Annotated in this window: 17 protein-coding genes and 1 pseudogene; 5 read left to right on the top strand and 13 right to left on the bottom strand. The window is 64.6% G+C overall.

All coding sequences use genetic code 11. The annotated features are described in order from the left end of the window. Nucleotides 1-17: 17 nt before the first annotated feature. The gene (locus tag K3F49_RS21230) at nucleotides 18-1427 is read right to left on the bottom strand and encodes an efflux RND transporter periplasmic adaptor subunit (protein ID WP_234682891.1); all 1410 of its coding nucleotides are present in this window, start codon (nucleotides 1425-1427) and stop codon (nucleotides 18-20) included. Then, nucleotides 1417-2859 (bottom strand): efflux transporter outer membrane subunit, encoded by a 1443-nt coding sequence (locus tag K3F49_RS21225; protein ID WP_234683014.1) that lies wholly within the window; start codon nucleotides 2857-2859, stop codon nucleotides 1417-1419. Before K3F49_RS21225 ends, K3F49_RS21230 begins: the two co-directional genes overlap by 11 nt. Nucleotides 2860-3208: 349 nt before the next feature. Here K3F49_RS21225 and K3F49_RS39435 point away from each other — a divergent pair. From K3F49_RS39435 to K3F49_RS21210, 3 genes and pseudogenes are all read left to right on the top strand, one after another. Beyond that, nucleotides 3209-3820: pseudogene (locus K3F49_RS39435) on the top strand (FAD-dependent oxidoreductase); the annotation flags it as partial. A gap of 145 nt (nucleotides 3821-3965) precedes the next feature. Further along, complete coding sequence (locus tag K3F49_RS21215) at nucleotides 3966-5195, top strand: SAM-dependent methyltransferase (RefSeq protein WP_234682889.1); 1230 nt, start codon at nucleotides 3966-3968, stop codon at nucleotides 5193-5195. A gap of 98 nt (nucleotides 5196-5293) precedes the next feature. Then, nucleotides 5294-6328: a cysteine synthase A gene (locus K3F49_RS21210; protein WP_234682888.1), complete on the top strand. Its 1035-nt coding sequence runs from the start codon at nucleotides 5294-5296 to the stop codon at nucleotides 6326-6328. Between the two features lie 29 nt (nucleotides 6329-6357). Here K3F49_RS21210 and K3F49_RS21205 read toward each other — a convergent pair whose 3' ends face one another. The 4 genes from K3F49_RS21205 to K3F49_RS21190 are packed head-to-tail and all read right to left on the bottom strand — an operon-like array spanning nucleotide 6358 to nucleotide 10873. Beyond that, nucleotides 6358-7098 (bottom strand): amino acid ABC transporter ATP-binding protein, encoded by a 741-nt coding sequence (locus K3F49_RS21205; protein ID WP_234682887.1) that lies wholly within the window; start codon nucleotides 7096-7098, stop codon nucleotides 6358-6360. An 11-nt stretch (nucleotides 7099-7109) separates the two neighbouring features. After that, a complete protein-coding gene (locus K3F49_RS21200) occupies nucleotides 7110-8630 on the bottom strand; it encodes an amino acid ABC transporter permease (RefSeq protein ID WP_234682886.1) in 1521 nt (506 codons plus the stop codon). Further along, nucleotides 8627-9832, bottom strand: a complete 1206-nt coding sequence (locus K3F49_RS21195) for an amino acid ABC transporter permease (protein ID WP_234682885.1) — start codon at nucleotides 9830-9832, stop codon at nucleotides 8627-8629. Before K3F49_RS21195 ends, K3F49_RS21200 begins: the two co-directional genes overlap by 4 nt. Before the next feature lie 24 nt (nucleotides 9833-9856). Then, nucleotides 9857-10873 carry an amino acid ABC transporter substrate-binding protein gene (locus tag K3F49_RS21190; RefSeq protein ID WP_234682884.1) on the bottom strand — a complete coding sequence of 339 codons (1017 nt, stop codon included), beginning with the start codon at nucleotides 10871-10873 and terminating at the stop codon, nucleotides 9857-9859. A 386-nt stretch (nucleotides 10874-11259) separates the two neighbouring features. On the opposite strand from K3F49_RS21190, the gene metC reads away from it, so the two are divergent. Both metC and K3F49_RS21180 read left to right on the top strand, forming a co-directional pair. Beyond that, nucleotides 11260-12444, top strand: coding sequence for a cystathionine beta-lyase (gene metC / locus K3F49_RS21185; RefSeq protein WP_234682883.1), 1185 nt, complete (start codon nucleotides 11260-11262; stop codon nucleotides 12442-12444). A 154-nt stretch (nucleotides 12445-12598) separates the two neighbouring features. Beyond that, nucleotides 12599-14293 (top strand): Na/Pi cotransporter family protein, encoded by a 1695-nt coding sequence (locus tag K3F49_RS21180; protein WP_234682882.1) that lies wholly within the window; start codon nucleotides 12599-12601, stop codon nucleotides 14291-14293. Here K3F49_RS21180 and K3F49_RS21175 read toward each other — a convergent pair. The 7 genes from K3F49_RS21175 to pbpC form a co-directional block, all read right to left on the bottom strand. Beyond that, nucleotides 14290-15147, bottom strand: a complete 858-nt coding sequence (locus tag K3F49_RS21175; RefSeq protein ID WP_234682881.1) for a DMT family transporter — start codon at nucleotides 15145-15147, stop codon at nucleotides 14290-14292. The genes K3F49_RS21180 and K3F49_RS21175 overlap by 4 nt on opposite strands. 70 nt (nucleotides 15148-15217) lie before the next feature. Beyond that, nucleotides 15218-15754 (bottom strand): TetR/AcrR family transcriptional regulator, encoded by a 537-nt coding sequence (locus K3F49_RS21170; RefSeq protein ID WP_234682880.1) that lies wholly within the window; start codon nucleotides 15752-15754, stop codon nucleotides 15218-15220. A 173-nt stretch (nucleotides 15755-15927) separates the two neighbouring features. Continuing rightward, nucleotides 15928-16266, bottom strand: coding sequence for a lipid-A-disaccharide synthase N-terminal domain-containing protein (locus K3F49_RS21165; protein WP_234682879.1), 339 nt, complete (start codon nucleotides 16264-16266; stop codon nucleotides 15928-15930). Continuing rightward, a complete protein-coding gene (locus tag K3F49_RS21160; protein ID WP_234682878.1) occupies nucleotides 16263-16997 on the bottom strand; it encodes a glycosyltransferase family 2 protein in 735 nt (244 codons plus the stop codon). The genes K3F49_RS21165 and K3F49_RS21160 overlap by 4 nt, the downstream gene beginning before the upstream one ends. 66 nt (nucleotides 16998-17063) lie before the next feature. Continuing rightward, nucleotides 17064-17909, bottom strand: a complete 846-nt coding sequence (locus K3F49_RS21155; RefSeq protein WP_234682877.1) for a phosphatase PAP2 family protein — start codon at nucleotides 17907-17909, stop codon at nucleotides 17064-17066. A 1-nt stretch (nucleotide 17910) separates the two neighbouring features. Beyond that, entirely contained in the window at nucleotides 17911-19653 is a 1743-nt protein-coding gene (locus K3F49_RS21150; protein ID WP_234682876.1) for an ArnT family glycosyltransferase, read from the bottom strand. A 50-nt stretch (nucleotides 19654-19703) separates the two neighbouring features. Further along, nucleotides 19704-21836 carry a penicillin-binding protein 1C gene (gene pbpC / locus K3F49_RS21145; RefSeq protein WP_234682875.1) on the bottom strand — a complete coding sequence of 711 codons (2133 nt, stop codon included), beginning with the start codon at nucleotides 21834-21836 and terminating at the stop codon, nucleotides 19704-19706. Nucleotides 21837-21838 lie beyond the last annotated feature (2 nt).

Genomic DNA, 21838 nt, shown 5'->3' with positions numbered 1-21838 from the left:
GGCGGCTGTTGTCGGGGTCATGGCTGCTTGGCTCCAGGTCCCGATGGTTGAGCCCCCGGCCCCGGCGCCGGACCGGTCTGGCCCTTCTGGTCGCCCTCACTGCTCTTCCGCTTCGCGCGGAAATCGCCGTCCTTGCCCTGTCCGTCCTTCTGGCCCTCCTTGGCCTGTCCGTCCTTCTTCTGGCCGTCCGGTGCACGCGTGCGCTTGCGCGGAGCGAGGTCGGCCGACGGCGTCTGCTCGTCGCGGCCGATGATGACCTTGGAGCCGTCAGACAGATTGGCAAAGCCCGTGGTGACGACCTTGTCGTTCGCCGTCAGGCCGCTCGCAATGACCGCGTCATGCTCGTTCTGCTGCGTCACCGTCACCGGCTTGGCCGAGACGATGTCGCCCTCGCCGATGACGTAGCTGAACGTGCCGATCGGTCCGCGCTGCACCGCCGATGTCGGCACCACCAGCGCCTGCGACAACGTCTCGACCTTGAGGCGGACATTGACGAACTGACCCGGCCAGAGCTGGTAATTGGCGTTGGGGAATTCGGCCTTGAGCTTGAGCGTCCCGGTGGTCTGGTCGACCTGGTTGTCGATGCCGGTAAGCTTGCCGGTGTCGATCACGGTGACGCCGTCATTGCCGAACACGTCGACCGCCAGCGCGCCTTTGGCGGCGGCGGCATTGACCCGCATGATCTGCTGCTGCGGCAGGCTGAACCACACTGCGATCGGCTGCAATTGGGTGATGACGACGAGGCCGGTGGTGTCGGCGGCGTGGATGATGTTGCCCTGGTCGACCTGACGCAGGCCGGCGCGGCCCGACAACGGCGCCACGATCTTGGTGTAGCTCAGCGTCGCAGCCGCATTGTCGATCGCGGCCTGGTCGGCCTTGACCAGCGCCTCGGTCTGCGCGACTGCGGCGCGCTGGGTGTCGGCCTGTTGTTTCGAGCCCGCATTTGAGGCCGCGAGCTGCTCGTAGCGGGTCAGGTCGATGCGCTGGTTGGCGAGCTGGGCTTCGTCCTGCGCCTTCTTGGCGACGGCCTGGTCATAGGCCGCCTGGTAGAGCGCAGGGTCGATCTCGCCGAGCACGTCGCCCTTCTTGACGTCCTGGCCTTCCGTGAACTTCACCGCGATCAGCTTGCCGTCGACCTGCGAGCGCACGGTGACGGTGTTGAGCGCACGGATCGCGCCGACGCCGTCGAGATAGACAGGCACGTCCTGGACCTTGGGCGTCGCCGCCAGCACCGGCACCGGCAGATCGGGCCGCTGGTTGCGGCCGTTGCCCTGCTGCTGCGGCTGCTGGTGCATCACGGTCCAGCCGAGATAGCCGAGGCCGCCGAGGATCGCGAGCGTGATCAGGGTCATGACGAAGCCGCGGCCGCGCGACTTTTTCGCCGTCCCCTGTTTCGCGTCCTGGTTCGTGTCCGGCTTAAAGAGCATTGACCGGTTTCTCCATTCGCGGCTCCCAGCCGCCGCCGAGCGCCTGATAAAGGCTGACGATGGCAAGAAGGCGTGCGAGCTGGGCCTGCCACAACGCATCTTCCGCCTGAAATAGTGTCTGCTGGACGTTCAGCACGGTCACGATGTCGGCGGTGCCGGCGCGCAATTGCTGCTCGGCGAGATCGAAGGCGCGCTTCGAGGAGGTAACGACATCGCGCTGCAATTGCAGCTTGATCGTGGTCTGCTTGATCGAGAACAGCGCATTGTCGACGTCGGCAAATGACTGGACGATGGTCTTGCGGTAGGTCTGGAGCAACTCCTCCTGCCGCGCCTTGGCGTATTCGAAATTGCCGAGGATCTTGCCGCCGTCGAAGATCGGCTGCGTCGCGCTGCCGACGAGCTGGAAGAACGCCGCATGGGGCTGGAACAGCGAAACCAGCGCCGAGCTCTGATAACCGCCATTGCCGGTGAGCTGGATGGTTGGGAAGAACTGCGCGCGGGCATTGCCGATGTTCGCGGTCGCCGAGGCGAGCTGTGCCTCCTGCCGGCGGATATCCGGCCGCTGCGTCAGAAGCTCCGACGGCAGGCCGGGCGTGACGCGCGGGATCGCGATCCTATCCAGCGAGCCGCCTGCGACGCGCACACTCTCCGGCGGCCGCGACACCAGTACCGCCAGCGCATTGGTGTTCTGGTCGAGCGTCTGGCGCAGCGGCGGCACCAGCGCCTTCTGGTTGGCCAGCACGCTTTCCTGCTGAGCGACATCGAGATCGGTCCCGGTGCCGGCCTTGCGGCGCTCGCGGATGGCATCGAGGATGCGCTGGGCGCTCGCGATATTGCGCTGGGCGGTGCGCAGGCGATCCTGCGACGACAGCACCTGGAAATAGGCATTGGCGACGGCTGCGAGCGTCGTCAGCGCGACGGTGTCGCGGTCGAAGCGGTTGGCGTTGGCGGTCTCCTCCGCCGTTTGCAGGGCGTCGCGGTTCTGGCCCCAGAAATCGAGCTGGTAGCTGGCGCTCAGCGACGAGGAATAGTTGACGACTTCACGGCCGCCATTGGTCAGGCCCGACGCGCTCGAGCCGGACGTGCGCGAATACGTCTCCGACCCGCTTCCCGACAGGCTGGGCAACAGCGCCGCGCCCGCCTGGCGCGCCTGGGCGTCGGCCTCGACGATCCGCGAGACTGCGGCAGCGATGTCGAGGTTGACGGTCTGCGCCTCTTCCATCAGCTGCGTCAGCTCCGACGAGCGGAATCCGCGCCACCAATCCAGCGCCGGCGGCGCGTCCGCCTTGCCGGCGTATTTGTATTGCGCGGGCACATCGAGCGCGGGATCGGGAAGGTCCTGGGTCAGGACGCAGGCGCCCGAGCTCGACGCCAGGCACAATACGGCGACCGCACGCAGCGTCCGGGACGCAGACCCGAACAATTGCCGCATGGCGACGGCCGGAACCCGCTGTGTCACTTCAACCCCCTGCCGGGCAGATCACGCCGCCACCGCGCGGACGGACTAGCCGATTCGCGGGCGGACGGCTGGAGGCCATTGTGTAACTCGTTCACCGCGTGATGCTTTCTGCGGAACCTGAAAACCATCCTAGCCGGGCACGGAACTGCGGGACAGTCCCGCACCTGCGAAACGCACAGCCGATGGCGACGATGACAAGACCATCGAAATGAAAGATGTGCCTGTCCTGCAAAGGTTTCTTCCACTTTCGAAGCGTCCGGAAACACAAACAAGCTTACCAAGAATTCATGTGATATTGCAGCCACAGTTGCACCAAAGCCGCTGGATGCTCGCGGAGATCCCGAAATTCAGCCGGTAAAGCGTCGACGATTTGCGCGGCGGCCGCCTGAGCGGGCTGACGCTCGGCGACTATTTCCATCAACGAAAGTTCTCCAGACGCCTCCTGACCGACTATCTCGCCCCGATGGGTGCAAGCGATCTGGTCGGCCCCCGCAAGCGAAATGCTCGATTCCCCTGCCGAGAATTTAGTCACCTTCTTCGACAACCATCGCCTGCTGCGCTACGACCGGCCAGTCTGGCGCACGGTCATGGGCGGCAGTCAGCACTCTGTCGAGCGGCTCCAGGCCACGTTCAGGGACCGCATCCGGCTCGGCTGCGCCGTCACGTCGATCGAGCGGACCACTCATGGCGTCGTCGTCCATGACAGCCACGGCCAGCGCGAGACGTTCGACCATGTTGTTGTCGCCACCCATAGCGACCAGGCGCTCGCGATGCTGTCCGATGCAGACCGCGCGAGCGCGAGATCCTCGGCGCGATCGGCTATTCCCCGAACGAGGTCTATCTGCATCGCGACGTCAGACTGATGCCGAAGCGGCGGCACGCCTGGGCGTCGTGGAATTTCCTGCACTGGCATGCCGCAGAGCAGCGTAATGGCGAAACCATCTTGGCGGCCGGCAAATCTCGCACCTATATTACCACTCGCTGACCGCAGACACGGCGCGCTCGGGTGTGGCGAAAGGGAGAGTTGGGCGCGGCTGGCTCGTGGTCGGACAGTATCCGTTCAATTGATGGATTTTCCGATGTCGAATGCCATCTCGGTGTCGCCCGAGAATGTGGAGACAACGCTCGCAGACCTTCCACGCGTCGTCCGCCTCGCGGTTGCCTTCGGCTCCCGGCTCAGGCGCGGAACGCTCGATGTCACGCTGCCGGACGGGCGCTTGATCCGGCTCGGCGGACACGAGCCGGGCCCGAAGGCAGCGATGCGCCTGCACAATCACAGCGTCGCCGCGCGCCTGATCAATGGCGGCGATATCGGCATCGCGGAAGCCTATCTCGCCGGCGATTGGGATACGCCGGACCTCACCCAGTTTCTCTACCTGTTCTGCGTGAACCACGATTTGATCCAGGCCATGCTGCGCGACAAGCCGCTGATGCGGTTCGTGCAGACGGTGCAGCACTGGTTCAACCGCAACACGCGCCGCCAGGCCCGGCGCAACATCCACGCCCATTACGACATCGGCAATGCGTTCTACTCGGCCTGGCTCGATCCGAGCATGACCTATTCGTCGGCGCTGTTCGACGAGAACACCACGGACCTCACGGCCGCGCAGACCAACAAATATCGCCGCCTCGCCGAGGCGCTCGACCTGAAGCCCGGCCAGAAGCTGCTCGAGATCGGCTGCGGCTGGGGCGGCTTCGCCGAATTCGCCGCCAAGACATTCGGCGCACGCGTCGTCGGCCTCACAATCTCGACCGAGCAGCGCGACTTTGCGCAGAAGCGCATCCACGAGGCGGGTCTCGCCGAGCAGGTCGAGATCCGGCTGCAAGATTATCGCGACGAGCGGGATCGCTACGACCGGATCGCCTCGATCGAGATGATCGAGGCTGTCGGCGAGCAGTTCTGGCCGCGCTATTTTGCCCAGCTGCGCGACCGGCTGCTGCCGGGCGGACTGGCCGGCATCCAGGCCATCACGATCCAGGACAAGCTTTTTCAGGGCTACCGGCGCGAGGTCGACTTCATCCAGCGCTATGTGTTTCCCGGCGGCATGCTGCCCTCGCCTGCGGTGCTGAAGTCGCTCGGGGACCGATTCAACATCCCTGTCATCGGCGAGCGCATCTTCGGGCAAGATTATGCCAAGACGCTTGCCTCCTGGCGAAATAATTTCCGCGCAGCCTGGCCGGGTCTCGTTCCCCTCGGCTTCGACGATCGGTTCCGACGGTTGTGGGAGTACTACCTCGCCTATTGCGAGGCCGGATTCCTCTCCGGCAATATCGACGTCCGGCAGGTCATCTTCGCAAAGCAGCAATAAATCTTCGCGTCCTCGCCTTGCAAGGGTTCGCTTGTAAGCCCGGCGACCCTACTTTAGGGTCTCGATCACCTCCCGCATCCAGCCGGTAATTGCCTGACATGACCATCAAAAACGACGTTGTCGAAGCCATCGGCAACACCCCGCTCATCAAACTCAAGCGCGCCTCCGAACTGACCGGCTGCACTATTCTCGGCAAGGCCGAGTTCATGAATCCCGGCCAGTCGGTCAAGGATCGCGCCGGCAAATGGATGATTTTGGAAGCCGAGAAGCGCGGCGAGCTGAAGCCGGGCGGCCTCGTGGTGGAAGCGACCGCCGGCAACACCGGCATTGGGCTCGCGGTGGTGGCGAGCGCGCGCGGCTATCGCACGCTGATCGTGATCCCGGAGACGCAGAGCCAGGAGAAGAAGGATTTTCTGAAGCTGTGCGGCGCCGAGTTGCTGGAATCGCCGGCGCTGCCCTATTCCAATCCGAACAATTACCAGCATGTCGGCCGCCGCCTTGCCGACGAGCTGCGCAAGACCGAGCCGAACGGCGTGCTGTTCGCCGACCAGTGGAATAACCTCGACAACGCCAAGGCACATTACGACTCGACCGGCCCCGAGATCTGGGAGCAGACCGGCGGCAAGGTCGACGGCTTCGTCAGCTCGGTCGGCAGCGGCGGCACGCTCGCCGGCATCAGCCGCTATCTGAAAGAGAAGAACAAGGCCATCCGGATCGCCTGCGCCGATCCGCACGGCGCCGGTATGTTTGAATATTTCAGGACCGGCGAAGCCAAGGCAACGCCGGGTGACTCCATCACGGAGGGCATCGGACTCGGCCGGAAAACGGCGATTGTCGAGAGCGCGAAGGTCGATGACGCCTATCTCATTCCAGATGCCGAAGCCGTCACGGTGATCTACGAGCTGCTGCAGCACGAAGGCCTGTGCCTCGGCGGGTCCACCGGCATCAACATCGTGGGCGCGATGCGGCTCGCCAAGCAGCTCGGACCCGGCAAGACCATCGTCACCATTCTCTGCGATTCCGGCAGCCGCTATCAGTCAAAGCTGTTCAATGCCGACTTCATGCGCGCCAAGAACCTGCCGGTGCCTGAATGGCTGGAGAAGCGCAGCAACATCAAGCTGCCGTTCGTCTGATTAGCTGATTCGGCTCCCTCGCCGACCGATCACCGCAGGATCTGGCTCAGGAACAACTTCGTGCGCGCATGCTGCGGCGTCGCGAAGAATTCGTTGGGCGTGTTGGCCTCGATGATCTGGCCGGCGTCCATGAACACCACGCGGTTGGCGACCTCGCGGGCGAAGCCCATCTCGTGGGTCACGACCAGCATGGTCATTCCCTCTTTCGCGAGGTCGACCATGGTGTCGAGGACCTCCTTGACCATTTCGGGGTCGAGTGCCGAGGTCGGCTCGTCGAACAGCATCACCTTCGGGTTCATCGTCAGGGCGCGCGCGATCGCGACGCGCTGCTGCTGGCCGCCGGACATCTGGCCGGGGAACTTGTTTGCCTGATGCGGGATCTTGACCCGCTCCAGGAATTTCATCGCGGTCTCCTCGGCGTCCTTCTTGGGCATGTTGCGCACCCAGATCGGCGCCAGCGTGCAATTGTCCAGCACGGTCAGATGCGGAAACAGATTGAAGCTCTGGAACACCATGCCGACTTCGCGGCGCACCGCATCGACATGCTTGAGGTTCGGCCCGAGCTCGATGCCGTCGACGACGATCTCACCCTCCTGGAATTCCTCCAGCGCATTGATGCAGCGGATCAGCGTCGATTTGCCCGAGCCCGAGGGCCCGCAGATCACGATGCGCTCACCCTTGTTGACCTCGAGGTCGATGTCGCGCAGCACGTGAAAATCGCCGTACCATTTGTTGAGGCCGGATATGTTGACGATGGGATCAGCGGACATGATGGCCTCGATCAATTGCGGCGGTGGACGTTGAGGCGGCGCTCGACGAAGAGCGAGTAGCGCGACATTCCAAAGCAGAAAATGAAATAGATGATGCCGGCGAAGGCAAAGCCGGTGAACGCGGTCGACGGCGTCGACCATTTCGGATCCGAGAACGACGCCCGCAGCGAGCCGAGCAAGTCGAACAGCGCCACGATCGAAACCAGCGAGGTGTCCTTGAACAGCGAGATGAAGCTGTTGACGAGGTTCGGGATCACGTGTCGCAGCGCCTGCGGCAGCACGATCAGCGACGTCGTCTTCCACCAGGACAGGCCCAGCGCAGCCGCCGCCTCGTTCTGCCCGCGGGGAATCGCAGCGAGGCCGCCGCGGACATTCTCGGCCTGATAGGCGCCCGTGAACAGCGCGATGCCGATCAGCGCGCGCACCAGGCCATCGACGGTGAAATTGCCCGGCAGGAACAGCGGCAGCATGTAAGTCGCGAAGAACAGCACCGTGACCAGCGGCACGCCGCGCCAGAATTCGATGAACGCGATCGAAAAAATCCGGATCAGGGGGATCGAGGCGCGCCGGCCGAGCGCGAGCGCAATGCCGATCGGCAGCGAGGTGACGATGCCGGTGACGGACACCACCAGCGTCACCAGCAGGCCACCCCAGAGGTTAGTGGCAACGATCGGCAGCCCGCCGTGGTCGAGCCCCATCAGCTTAATGACGATCGCCATGGCGACGAAGGTGGCAATGCTCGACGCGAGCGCGCGCCCGCCGCTGCGCATGCCGCCGCCGAGGACAAAGACGATCAGCGAGACGAACGCGGTCGTGATCGCAAAATCGACCCAGACCGACTGGCCCATCCCCTGGAGCTGGTCGCGCAGCCAGGTCAGCGGGAAGATCAACCAATGGATCGCTGTGCCGACCAGCACGACGAGATTGCCGACAACCCATAGCAGCGGCGCGATGGCCGATGTCTTGCTGAGACTGAGCAGGACCTGCCCTGCGCTGATGATGCTGTCGTCGAACAATTCCAGCAGGCCGGCGGTCCAGCTCACGCCAAAGCCTTGGATGCCGCCGCCACGTAACAGGAAGAACGCGACCACCGGGAAGGCGAAGAAGAACAGGCCGGCGTTGAGCCCCTTCGCCGGCAGGCGCGGAATCAGCAGCGGCAACAGCAGGACCGCCGCCACGATGAGCGCGAGATTGACCCGCCAGCGCTCGGCCTCGGGATAGAAACCGTAGATCAACTGCGGCAGCTTGGCCTGGATGTAGGGCCAGCAGGCGCCGACGGTGAATCCGGCGTTCTCGGCGAGGCAAGCCGTCCGATCCTGGCCGCTCCAGACCGCATCGACGATCAGGAACCTGACCGACGGGATGATCGTGAACCAGAGCAGCAGCGCGCCGACGATCGTGAGCAGAATATTGGTCGGCGAATTGAGCAGGCGGGTGCGCAGCAGGCCGATAAAACCGGTGGTCTTCACCGGCGCGGGACGCTCAGTGACCAGGTCCTCACGGACATAGGATGACGCGGTGATGTCGGTCATGCGCCGAGACTCCGGCTGAGGCGCCAACTGTAGACGCTCATGACGGCGCTGGTGATGAGCGAGATCAGGAGGTAGACGCCCATCGTCGTGGTGATGATCTCGATCGCTTGGCCGGTCTGGCTGAGCGACGTGCCGGCCCACACCGAGAAGAGATCCGGATAGCCGATCGCGACCGCCAGCGAGGAATTCTTGGTGAGGTTGAGGTACTGGTTGGTCAGCGGCGGCACGATCACGCGCATCGCCTGTGGCACCACGATCAGCCGCAGCGTGGCGCCACGGCTGAGGCCGAGCGAGGCCCCCGCCTCCATCTGGCCGGCGTGGACGGACAGGATGCCTGCGCGCACGATCTCGGCGATAAAGGCCGCAGTGTAAGTTGACAGCGCCAGCGTCAGCGCCACGAATTCCGGGATGATGCGCGCGCCGCCGGCGAAATTGAATCCCTTGAGCTGCGGCAGCTCGACCGTAAAGGGCAGACCGGACACCACCATGGTGACGAGCGGCAGCCCGATGACGAGGCCCAGCACATAAGGCCAGATGCGGATCATCTGCCCGCGCTGAAACAGCGCCCGCCGCGCATAGATGCGCAACGCCAGCGCCGCGGCGATGCCCAATCCCAGCGCCGCCAGAAACGGCTCCAGACCGGCCTGGCCGATCGGCTGCGGAATGACGAGCCCGCGATTGCTGATGAAGGCGATGCCGAGAAACGAGATGCTCTGCCGTGGATTGGGCAGCGCCGCGAGCACGGCCAGATACCAGAACAGGATCTGGAACAGCAGCGGCAGGTTGCGGATGATCTCGACATAGATCTCGCCGACGCGCGACAGCAGCCAGTTCGGCGACAACCGGCACAGCGCGACGATGAAGCCGATCAATGTGGAGAACACGATGCCCACCACCGAGACCACGAGCGTGTTCAGCAGTCCGACCACGAACACCCGCAGGAACGTGTCCGAGCCGGTGTAGGAGATCAGGGTCTGGTTGACGTCGAAGCCGGCATTGTTCGCAAGGAAGCCGAAGCCGGTGGCAATGTGCTGGTTTTCGAGGTTGGCGCGGGCATTCGAGATGATCTCGTAGGCGATCCAGCCCAGCACCGCCGCGAAGGCAAACTGGACGGCGACGCCGTTCCAGCCTGCCTTGCCACCCAGAAGGCGCCTGATCTTCAGCGCGATCTGGAGTGGCGGTTTACGAGCTTCGGTGCTCATTGCCGTGCGCCGGCCGATCAAGGATCAGCGGATCGGCGGCGCGTACTGGAGACCACCCTTGTTCCAGAGATTGTTGAGACCGCGGTTGATGGCGAGCGGCGAGCCCGCGCCGACGTTGCGATCGAACGCCTCGCCGTAATTGCCGACGGCCTTCACGATGCGAATCACCCAATCCTTGGTCAGGCCGAGCTGTTCGCCGAAATTGCCGTCGGTGCCGAGCACGCGTTTCAGCTCCGGATTTTCCATCTTGGCTTTCTCGTCGACGTTCTTCGAGGTCACGCCGAGCTCTTCGGTCGTGATCATGGCGAACAGGGTCCATTTCACGATGTCGAACCACTGGTCGTCGCCGTGGCGCACCATCGGGCCGAGCGGCTCCTTGGAGATGATCTCGGGGAGAACCATGTGGTCGTTGGGATTGGCGAGCTTCAGGCGGTTGGCGTAGAGGCCCGACTGGTCGGTGGTGAAGACGTCGCAGCGCCCGGCCTCGTAGGCCTTGACGGTTTCGTCGTTGGTGCCGAACGCGATCACCTCGTACTTCATGTTGTTGGCCTTGAAGTAGTCGGCCAGGTTCTGCTCGGTGGTGGTGCCGGTCTGCACGCAGACCGAGGCGCTGTTCAGCTCCAGCGCCGAATTCACCTTGAGCGACTTCTTCACCATGAAGCCCTGCCCGTCATAATAAGTCACACCGGTGAAGTTGGCGCCGAGCGAGGTGTCGCGCGAGATAGTCCAGGTGGTGTTGCGCGAGAGCACGTCGATCTCGCCGGACTGCAGCGCGGTAAAGCGGTCCTTGGCCGAGGTCGGCACGAATTTGACTTTAGTCGGATCGTTGAAGATGGCGGCCGCAATGGCCCGGCAGACGTCGACGTCCAGGCCGGTCCAGTTGCCCTTGTCGTCGGGCGAGGAGAAGCCGGGCAGGCCCTGGCTGACGCCGCAGGACAGCGTGCCCCGGTCCTTGACGGTCTTGAGCGTTTGCGCATCGGCGGCCTGGGCAGAGAGGCCGGCGGCGAGTGCAACAGAGAGAGCCAGGGTAACGCGTTTCATGGGCTTCAAGCCTTTCAAAGTCATCTCAAGGTCGGGAACGGTGTCTCTGCCAAGACTTTCCCTACAAACAGGCTAGCCTTGCAAGAGTCATGCTGGAAAAACCTTGCCGAACACTCGCCGATCCTGGGAGGCCATACCTTAATCCTCGCCGCAGGCGCCCGCACTTGTGGCTGTGGCGCAAGGTCTGGTCAGACGATCGATCGAAGGTCGCGGCAGGCCCCTCAACATGCGGCGACTGAATAGCACCTACGCATCACAGAACGACTGGCGAGCCGGGTCAAGGGGTTGACGGGACTCTTCTGTGTTCTGTTATTAACGTCAGCGGCCCCAGGCCGCTCCGACCGCGCGATCCGCGCCGGCGGAAACGCTTTTTTGAAAGCAGACGCATGGATCCCTCGCACCCCGCACAGCAGCACGCCGAAACCCGGCTGGTCACCTCCGGCCGCGACACCAAGGCGCAGAAGGGGTTCGTCAATCCGCCCGTGTTCCACGGCTCGACCGTGCTCTATCCGACCGCCGAGGACCTGCACGCCCATCGCGGCGAGTTCACCTATGGCCGCCACGGCAGCCCGACCACCCGGGCATTCCAGGACACGCTGATGGCGCTGGAGGGGCCTCAATGCGCCGGCGTCGGCATCGTGCCGTCGGGCCTGTCGGCGATCTCGACCACCCTGCTCGCGGTCTTGAAGACCGGCGACCACATCCTGGTCTGCGACAATGTCTATCGTCCGACGCGCAATTTCTGCAACGGCATGCTCGCCCGCCTCGGCATCGAGACCACCTATTTCGATCCGCTGATCGGCGTCGGCATCGAGAAGCTGTTCAAGCCCAACACCCGCGCGGTACTGGTCGAGGCACCGGGTTCGCAATCGTTCGAGATGCCGGACATTCGCGCCATCGCTCATTTGGCGCATGCGCGCGATGTGCTCGTCATCGACGACAACACCTGGGCGACGCCGCTCTATCACCGCTCGATCGAGCAGGGCGTCGACATCAGCATGCAGGCGGCCACCAAATATATCGGCGGCCATTCCGACATCATGTTCGGCACCATCTCGGCGAACGCCAAGACCTGGCCGCAGATTGCCGAAGGCATCCGCCTGCTCGGCGTTTGCGCCGGCCCCGACGACGTCTTTCTGGCGCTGCGTGGCCTGCGTACGCTGTCAGTCCGGCTCGCGCAGCATCATCGCTCCGGCCTCGACATGGCGCGCTGGCTCGCGGCAAGGCCTGAGGTCGCGCGCGTTCTGCATCCGGGGCTCGAGACCGATCCGGGCCACGCCATCTGGAAGCGCGACTTCAGCGGCGCCTCCGGCCTGTTCAGCATCGTGCTGAAACCGGCGCCGCAGAAGGCCGTCGACACCATGCTCAACTCGCTCAAGCTGTTCGGCATGGGTTTTTCCTGGGGTGGCTTCGAGAGCCTCGCGATTCCCTTCGACTGCAACGACTATCGCACGGCGACGAAATGGGCGCCCGGTGGCCCGACGCTACGCCTTCACATCGGGCTCGAGAGCACCGACGATCTCAAGGCCGATCTCGATCGCGGCTTCGCTGCCCTCACAGCGGCAATGTGAGCCTCATCACAAGGCATCCCGCCTGCGAACGCGCCAAGGCGCCTGCGGGAACGTACAGCCGCAGCAAACGTTAACGCCGACGCGCCAACAAAGGGTTTGATCCCCTGGCATTTGGCGCTAGCCTCACCAATCGACTCTCATCTGGACATGGAGCATGGGAACGTTGGTTCTGCTCGATCTGATGGGCGGCGTGGCGCTGTTGCTGTGGGGCCTGCACATGGTCCAAAGCGGCATCCTGCGCGCCTTTGGCCCCGACCTGCGACGCGTGCTCGGCAAGGCGCTCGGCAACCGCTTCAGCGCCTTTGCCGCCGGCCTCGGCCTGACGGCGGCTCTCCAGAGCAGCACGGCAACTGCACTGCTGACCAGCTCCTTCGCCGCCGAGGGCCTGCTCAGCCTCGTCGCCGCGCTCGCCATCATGTTGGGAGCCAACGTCGGCACGACGCTGATCGTGCAGGCGCTGTCGTTCAATATCGCGGCAATTGCGCCGGTGTTGTTCGTGGTCGGCCTCGTCGCCTTCCGCTCCGGTCCACGCTCCCGAATCAAGGATATCGGCCGTATTGCGATCGGCCTTGGCTTGATGCTGCTGTCGCTGCACATCCTGCTCGACACGCTGGCACCTGCGGAGAACGCTCCGGGCGTGCGCGTCGTGATGTCATCCATCACCGGCGATCCCATGCTTTGCGTCGTCATCGCCGCGCTCATCACCTGGGCGGTGCATTCGAGCGTCGCCAGCGTGCTGCTGATCATGTCGCTGGCCTATTCGCAATTCATTGCGCCCGATGCGGCGCTGGCGCTGGTGCTCGGGGCCAATCTCGGCAGCGCCATCAACCCCGTGTTCGAAGGCGCAAAGCGCGACGATCCTGCGAGCTATCGCCTGCCGATCGGCAATCTCGCCAATCGCGTCATCGGCATTGCGCTGGTGCTGCCGTTCCTGGGCCCGATCGCTTCCCACATGCACGCCTGGCAGCCCGATCTTGCCAAGATGATTGCGGCGTTCCACATCGCCTTCAACGTCGGCACCGCCGTCATCTTCATCGGCCTGCTCGACACCATGTCGCGGCTGCTGACGAAGCTCCTGCCTGATCGTGTGCAGGAGACCGATCCGGCGCGGCCGCGCTATCTCGACGAGACCGCGCTGGAGAGCCCCTCGCTCGCGCTCGCAGATGCCGCCCGCGAGACGCTGCGCATGGGCGATCTCGTCGAAACCATGCTGCGCAAGGTCATGGCGGCGATGATGACCGGCGACCGCTCGCTGGTCGACCAGGTCTCGAAGACGGACAATGTGGTCGACAGTCTCGACGAGGCCATCAAGCTCTACGTCACCAAGCTAACCCGCGGCAGCCTCGACGAGAGCGAGGGAAGGCGTGCGATGGAGATCATCTCCTTCGCCATCAATCTCGAACATATCGGCGACATCATCGACAAGAATTTGAGCGAGCTTGCCACCAAGAAGATCAAGCGCCGCTTCCAGTTCTCGCCTGAAGGCGCCGACGAGCTCGCCGCGTTCCACAAGCGCACGATGGACTCGCTGCGGATCGCCTTCGGCGTGTTCATGTCGGGCGATGCCAACGAGGCCCGCAAGCTGCTGGTGGAAAAGACCGCGCTGAAGAATACCGAACTCGCCGCCGTCGAACGCCATCTCGACCGCCTGCGCGAGGGCCGCCCCGAGACTATCGAGACCACATCACTGCACCTGGACGTGCTGCGCGATCTGCGCCGCATCCACTCGCACATCTGCTCGGTCGCTTATCCCGTGCTGGATGCGGCAGGCCAGCCCTATCGCCGGACCGAGACGGAGGCAGCTGCCCTGCCCGTCTCGGGTGCCACGGCGCTGCCGCGCCAGGGCTAAGACGCGGCGCGCGGTTTGACTTGCGTGATGGCGACACCGGAGATTGCGAGCAGCCCGCCGACGATCAGCTTTGGCGTCATGCGCTCGCCCAGGAACAACACGCTCGACATCAGCGCAAACACCGGAAGCAGCAGGCCGAAGGGCGCGACGCGCCCCATCGAGCAACGCCCGATCAGCCAGAACCAGAGGCCGAAGCCGACAATGCCGCCGATGAAGATCGTGTAGGCGAGCGCCAGCCAGCCGCGTCCGTCGGCGGTGGCGAGGCTCGCCATTTGCCCATATTCGAGCAGCAGCGACATCACCAAGACCTGCGGCACCGTCAGCAGCGACGACCAGCCCATCAGCATCAGGGGATCGAACGGGCCGTAGCGTTTGGTCAGGACGTTGGACACCGCGAACGCAAAAGCGGCACCAACGACGAGCAGCAGCGGCAGAGCGTTTCCCGAAAACCCAGGCCCGGCTGCCAACACGACAACGCCGACGAACGCCAGCACCACGCCGGCGGAAGCGATGAGCGACGGCCTCTCCGCGAGCAGCGGCCAGGCCAACAGGACGGTGAAGGGCGGAGCGAGTTGATAGGCGACGGCCGACAAGCTTCCCGAACCGAGCCCAAGGCCAACATAGAACAGCCCGAAGTTCAGTCCGCCAAGGAAAACCGAAATGGCGGCGACAGGACCGAACTGTTGGCGCGTCGGTCTCTTGACGAACGGAACAAGCAGCAGTGCGATAGCCAGGAAGCGCAGTGCGAGGAAGAAGAGCGGCGGAAACTCCCTAACGCCGACCTTGATGGCTACAAACTGGTATCCCCAGAGTACCGGGACGGCCACCGCGCAGATGATCTGAATGGCGGACATGGCATCGTTGTTTTCAAGACCATTCGGTCTAGATATAGGCGTGCGAACAGCGGAAGCGTCCATGGCTTGTCTACCTGATGAAACGGTCGAGAAAAGCGTCAACAGTGGCTTGCGAAATGATCCGCGTCGGTGCCGTCTTACCGACCACCCGCAGGCCCTCGACGAAACAGACGAGAATTCGGGCGGCACTCGACGGCTCGACACCATCGGCCAGTTGGCCCGCTGCCTTCGCACGGGAAAGTGCAGCGGCCACCCGAGCCTCCATGGCCTTGAAAAAGCTCCCGATGCGACGATCAACGTCGACATCACGGCCAGCCAGTTCCATGGCTGTGGCTACCAGCAGGCATCCGCGCCGACCATTGGCACCGCTGTTGCGGTCAACGTAGCCGGCAAGGTAGGCCCTCAAGCCGTCGACAGGGTCTCCGCAAGGGTCGAACTCGATATCCATCCGTGTCATTGCATCGGCAATGTAGCGATCAAGCGCACGCAGGAAGAGCGAGTGCTTGTCACCGAAAGCGGCGTAAAGACTGCCACGCGAGAGCTTCGTCGCACGAAGAAGGTCCGGCAGCGCCGTGGCGTGATAGCCGCGCGACCAGAACACATCCATCGCGCGTTCGACAGCGGCTTCCGTGTCGAAACTCCGGGGACGGCCACGGGGCAGTTGCACTGGGGTTGGGCGGCGCATGGCCGAAATATGAACCGATCGGTCTTGAAATCGCAAGAGCCGATTGGGATCACATCTCACACGATTTCGGGAGAAGTCCGGAACCTGGTGCTGGGTCAGCGGTCCTGCGTCGCCGACGTCCGGCCGCGGTTCTTGATGATCAGCATGATGTTGCGGATGTAGATGATCGTCGCCAGCGCCTGGCCGAGGATGATGACGGGCTCGCGCTTCACGATGCCGTAGACCAGCGTCATCAGCCCGCCGCCCATCGAGCAGAACCAGAACGCCATCGGCACCACGCTGTTGCCGGCCCGCTCGCTCGCGATCCACTGCACCAGGAAGCGCGCGGTGAAGAACAATTGCGCGACCAGGCCGAAGGCGAGCCAGAAATCGAACTTGGCGACGAAGACGTCGTAGAAATAGTTGTGCAACGCCTGACCGAATTGAATGATCATGCCTTTACCTCAGTCACTTCTGGCGTCGGCTTCTTGCGGCGGATCAGCCACCACACGCCGGCGAGATCCATGATCCCGATCCATAGCCGGTCGAAGAAGCCGTAATTGGACACGCCTGAATGGCGCGGCCGGTCGATCACGTCGACATAGGCGATGTCAAAACCTTCGCGGCGAACCAGCGCCGGCAGGAAACGATGCAGGCCGTCGAAATAGGGCATGGTCAGGAAGACCTCGCGCCGGAATGCCTTCAGCCCGCAACCGGTGTCGCGCGTGCCGTCCTGCAGGATCGCATTGCGGATCTTGTTCGCAACCCGCGACTGAAATTTCTTGAAGCCGGTGTCCTTGCGCCCGACGCGCTGTCCCGCGACCAGCCCGACATTGACACCCTTCTCGACCGCAGCGATCAGGTCCGGCAGGAAGGCGGGATTGTTCTGGCCGTCGCCATCGAGCGTCGCCACGATCGCGCCGCGGGCCGCGCGCACGCCGCTGCGCACCGCCGCCGACTGGCCGCCCGATCTGGAATGACGCAACTGCCGCAGATTGTCTCGCTGCGCCATGATCGCCGCGAGCCGTTCGCCGGTCGCATCGGTCGAGCCGTCGTTGACATAGATGATCTCATAGGCCCAGCGGCCATCGAGCGCGGCCGTGATCTCCGCGATCAGGGGCGCAATGTTGTCGGCTTCGTTGCGCACGGGGACGACGATGGAAACCGAAGGCTGGGACGACGACAAATCGAAGCTCGTGGTTGGAATTGGCCTGCGACCTGGGGAACCGGCAGCCCCGGGAAGCAGCCGCTTTTATGGGGCAGATGCCCCGCGGGCAACCTTTTTAAGGCGCCCGGGAAGCGGTCCGGGAAGCGGCACGATGGTGCCATCGGCCCGGATGGCAAAAGCGAGCCGGCGCGCCGCAAACCAGTAACGGACGGCCATGGCGCAGACCATGCCGACCAGCGCGCCGGCCGTGACGTCACTCGGGTGATGCGCCAGCAGCACCAGGCGCGTCAGCACGATCACGATTGCGTAGGTGAACATGAACACGCGCAGGCGCGGCCAGAGCGCCGAGACCGCAAACGCCAACGCGAACGCCGCCACCGCATGCCCCGACGGCAGGCTGGCATAAGCGCCCGTGCCCTCCAACGGGATGAAGTTGAACGGATCAGCCTCGCCGCCGACGAATGGACGCCCGCGGCCAATGAGATATTTCAGGATATCGGTCACGAACGTCGACAGGGCAACAGAGAGAAACAGATATTGCAGCCGCGTGCCGAAGCCCAGCAGCAGCGCGCGGCTTGTGCCATGCATCCCGGCCGCAATCAGCGCCACGACAATCAGCGCGGCGCCGAGCACCGAGAGCACATTCTCGTCCTTGCCGAAATCGGTGAGGATGCGGATCGGCCAGAGCGCGGGCGTGCCACGCGCCGGCATCAGCTGGATCTCGGTCCGGTCGAATGCGACCATCAGAACGATGATCAGGGCTGCGCCCGCTGCGCTGAGCCACAGGGAATGCCGCGCCAGTTTTCGCGCAGCCGCGGCGCGGCGCGAATGCGAAGGCGTACGCACGAGTTGCGCCAGCGCGCGTCCCCCAACCGCGAGCAGCTGCACGGGATAGCTTGCACGTGGTGCGATGCTAGTCGTACCAGACATCCTATTCGGTGCCCTCGGAGCGGAAAATCGAGATTGAGATCGCGCGTCCTTGCGAGAAATTATAGCCGTCGATGCGCGTGCCGACCTTGTAGCGCAGTCCGATCGCCTCGGCACGCTGCACGAAGCTGCGCTCTGACCGCTGCTCGATCAGCGCAAACCGGCAGCTTCCCTGCCTGAGGAAATCAGCGGCTCCCGATCCGTCGGTCAGCAGCGTCTGGGTACCCGTCAGGAAGACGAGGCTCGGCTCGTGATAGCCGGCCGACGCCGCCTTCGGCCCGACGCAGGTCACGTTGCGCAGCGCGCGCGCGATCTCGATGCTCGGAAACAGCGGCGTCAGCGACGGCAGCACGATGCCGTAGACCACAACCGCCAGCATCAGTGCCGCGACCAGCGCGTTGAGCACCGAGCGCTCGGCGCGGTTGTTGTCGTAGAGCCACCAGGCGAACAGGCCGAATATCAGCGAGGCCGCGATGAACGGCCAGGCCACGAAGGCCGGCTGTCGCGTCAGCATGACGGCGCCGACGACCGCGATGATCGAGCCGCCCGCGGGGATCGCGAACCACCAGGCCGAGCCGCGCGCCAGCCAGGAGCGCGACAACACGTTCCGCTCCAGCGCACCGGCGGTGAGGATCGCAATCGCGGGATAGAGCGGCAGCACGTAATGCGGCAGCTTGGTCAGCACCGCCTCGAACACGATCCAGGACGGGATCAGCCAGGCCAGCAGGAATTGCGCGCCGGGCTCGCGCCGCGCCCGCCACACCGCCGGCGCCGCCATCGCCGCGAGCGGTGCACCCGGCCAGAACGTGATCCAGAACAGCGCCAGGTACAGTCCGGGCGGTGCGCCATGGGATTCCTGCGCGCCGATCTTGCTCAGCATGTCGCCGCCGACGGAATCGGCGAAGAAGGCATCGCCCGCCCGCCAGAAGATCGCGACGAACCAGGGCAGCACCAGCACCAGCATCCACATCAGGCCCCAGACCGGGCGCAGCTTCCACAGCCAGGAGGAATCGCGATCCTGGATCGCGAGCGCAACGATGGTCAGGCCCGCGAACATCAGGATCAGCGGACCTTTGATCAGGATGCCGACGGCGAGCGCGGTCCAGAAGATCGCGGGCCAGCTCCAGGGCGGGTGGGTTTCGTCCTCGGCGCGCTGCCAAGACAGATAGGCGCGTGCCATCGCGCCCATCGCCGCGACCACGCAGAACAGCAGCATCGCGTCGGTCTTGGCGAGCCGCGCCTCGACGCCGAGCAGCACTGAGGAGCACATCAGAAGCCCGGCCAGGACCGCGGCGCGCCGCGTGACGAAGCCGAGCGCCGCCCAATAGGTCATGAGCACGGCGCCGATCGCCCCCAACAGCGACGGCAGCCGGTAGACCCAGATCCGCAGTTCAGCCTTCGGCAGCTTCAGCGCTGTGGCGACTTCGACCGCCGCGGATTGCAACCAGTAGATGCCGACCGGTTTCTTGTAGCGCACATCCTCCTGGAAGCGGATGTCGACATAGTCGCCGCTCTCGACCATCTGCTTGGTGGCCTGCGCAAAGCGCGCCTCGTCGCGATCGACCGGCGGAATGGTGAAGAAGCCGGGCAGGAAGAGCAGCAGCGCGCACAGCACGAGAAAGGCCACAGCGCGAGCGTGGCTGGCGGTGACAAAGTCGAGCATCAGCGCGAGCCGGCTGCCCGGATTCACGGGCGTTTTCGGCTCTCGCGGCGCTCCAAAACGGGGAGTCGGGTAGGTCTCGGCCATTGGTTCCGCTTACGATGAAACCGCCATCGCCACAACCGCTTGAGCCATTCTCATTGAATTCGAATGACAACTGTGTCCGCGGCGCCAGTGGCGTCGATCACGGTCAGCCTGGCAAAGCCCGGTCCGGGCGGATCGATCAGGCGCTGGCGCCGTCCGTCGATCTCGCCAAGCGATGTCCCGTTGACCATGACAGTCATCGGCAACACCCCGCCGGCGACCTTGACGGGCATGGCTGCTGCCTCAGCTCCGCCTGAGCGATCCACGTCGATCCGCGAGCCGTTGAGCGGGAACTGGATGTGGAGCGCCTGCTCGCCACCGGTTCGGACGAGTTCCCCGACAGGGCGGAACCGCTTCAGCGGCAACGGCAACTTCGCGTTGCTGGCGACCAGTGTTCCCTTGGGCGGCTTCGGCAACGGCGTCAGGGTCTTGCCGGTCCGCGCGAAGGCATCGAACAGGATGGGCGCCGCGGCGATGCGACCGATCAGGCCGGGAACCGGCGCGCCATCGGGACGGCCGACCCAGACGCCGATGGTCATGCGGCCGTCGAACCCGACCGACCAGGCGTCGCGATAGCCGTAAGAGGTGCCGGTCTTGAAGGCGATACGGTTGTGGGCGGCATTCTCCGGGGGTGGGGTTCCCAGCAGCACGTTGCCGACCTGCCAGGCCGCGACGGGGTCCAGCAGCCGCAGCGGCTCGCGGTCGTCCGTGGCAGCCATCACCTCGCGCAGCGGCTTGGTGGTGCCGAGCCGGGCGAAGCCGGCATAGAGCTGGGCAAGGTCCTGCAGCGTCACGCCGACGCCGCCGAGCCCCATGGCGAGCCCCGGTGCCTCGTCCTTGGGCAGAATGAGATTGCCGCCGGCCTGCCGCAGCCGCGAGGCCAGCCGGCTCGAGCCGACGCGGTCGAGCAGCACGATCGCCGGCACGTTCAGCGACAGCTGCAGCGCCTTCTTCACCGGCACCGTGCCCTGGAACGTCATGTCGAAATTTTCCGGCGCGTAAGAGCCGAAGCGGACCGGGCGATCGTCGATCAGACTGTCGGGATGAACAAAACCGTCCTCGAAGGCGAGGCCATAGATGAACGGCTTCAGCGTCGAGCCCGGCGAGCGGATGGCGCGGGTCATGTCGACCTGCCCTGCCCGGCTCTCATCGAAATAATCGGCTGAGCCGACACGCGCGAGCACGTCGCCGCTCTCATTGTCGACCACGATGATGCCGACCGAAATGTTCGGGCCCAGCGCGACGGCGCGGTCGCGTGCCAGCGGCTCCAGCACCTTCTGCAGGTTGGAATCCAGCGCCAGCTTGATGACCGGCGCGTCCTTGACCGTCGCCAGCGCGTTGTCAGACGCATGCGGCGCCAGGATCGGCATCGGCTTGCGCAGCTTCGGCACCGGCACGGCCTTGGCCTGCCTGGCGTCGTCGACGCCGACCACATGCTCCTCGACCATGCGGTCAAGCACGCGGTCGCGAGCGACGCGCGCCGCTTCGGGATAGCGGTCGAGCCTCCGCGTCTCCGGCGATTGCGGCAGTGCGACCAGCAGCGCGGCTTCCGCCAGCGACAGCCGCTTCGGCTCCTTGCCGAGATAGGCGATGGAGGCGGCACGGATGCCTTCGAGATTGCCGCCATAGGGCGCAAGCGCGAGGTAGAGGTTGAGGATCTCGTCCTTGCTCAGCGTCCGTTCCAGCTCGATCGCGCGCACGATCTGGTGCAGTTTTGCGTAGAGCGAGCGCTGGCGCCGCGGCTCCATGAGACGGGCGAGCTGCATCGAGATGGTCGAGCCGCCGGACACGATGTGGCCACGCGTCGAGAGCTGCACCGCGGCGCGGCCCAGCGCCAGCGGATCGATGCCGTTGTGGTCATAGAAGCGCTGGTCCTCATAAGCGAACAGCAGCTTCAAATAGGTCGGATCGACATTGGCCTTGGCATCGACCGGCAGCCGCCAGCGCCCGTCCGCCATCGCATATGCACGCAGCAGTTTTCCATTGCGATCCACGATGGTGGTGGAGACACGGCGCGCTTCGTCGAACGGCAGCGGACCGAGGGAATAGACCCAGGCCACAAAGCCGATGATGGCGAGGATGAAAGCGAGCGCGAGCGCAGACAGGGCACGACGGCCCCAGCCCCGCGCTCCGTCATGGCCGGGCTTGCCCCGGCCATCCACGCCGTCCTTCTTGACCACGTTCATCT

The organism is Bradyrhizobium monzae, assembly GCF_021458635.1.
Classification (GTDB): domain Bacteria; phylum Pseudomonadota; class Alphaproteobacteria; order Rhizobiales; family Xanthobacteraceae; genus Bradyrhizobium.
The sequence above is the reverse complement of the archived record's forward strand: the minus strand, read 5'-3'. Positions and strand labels throughout refer to the sequence as shown.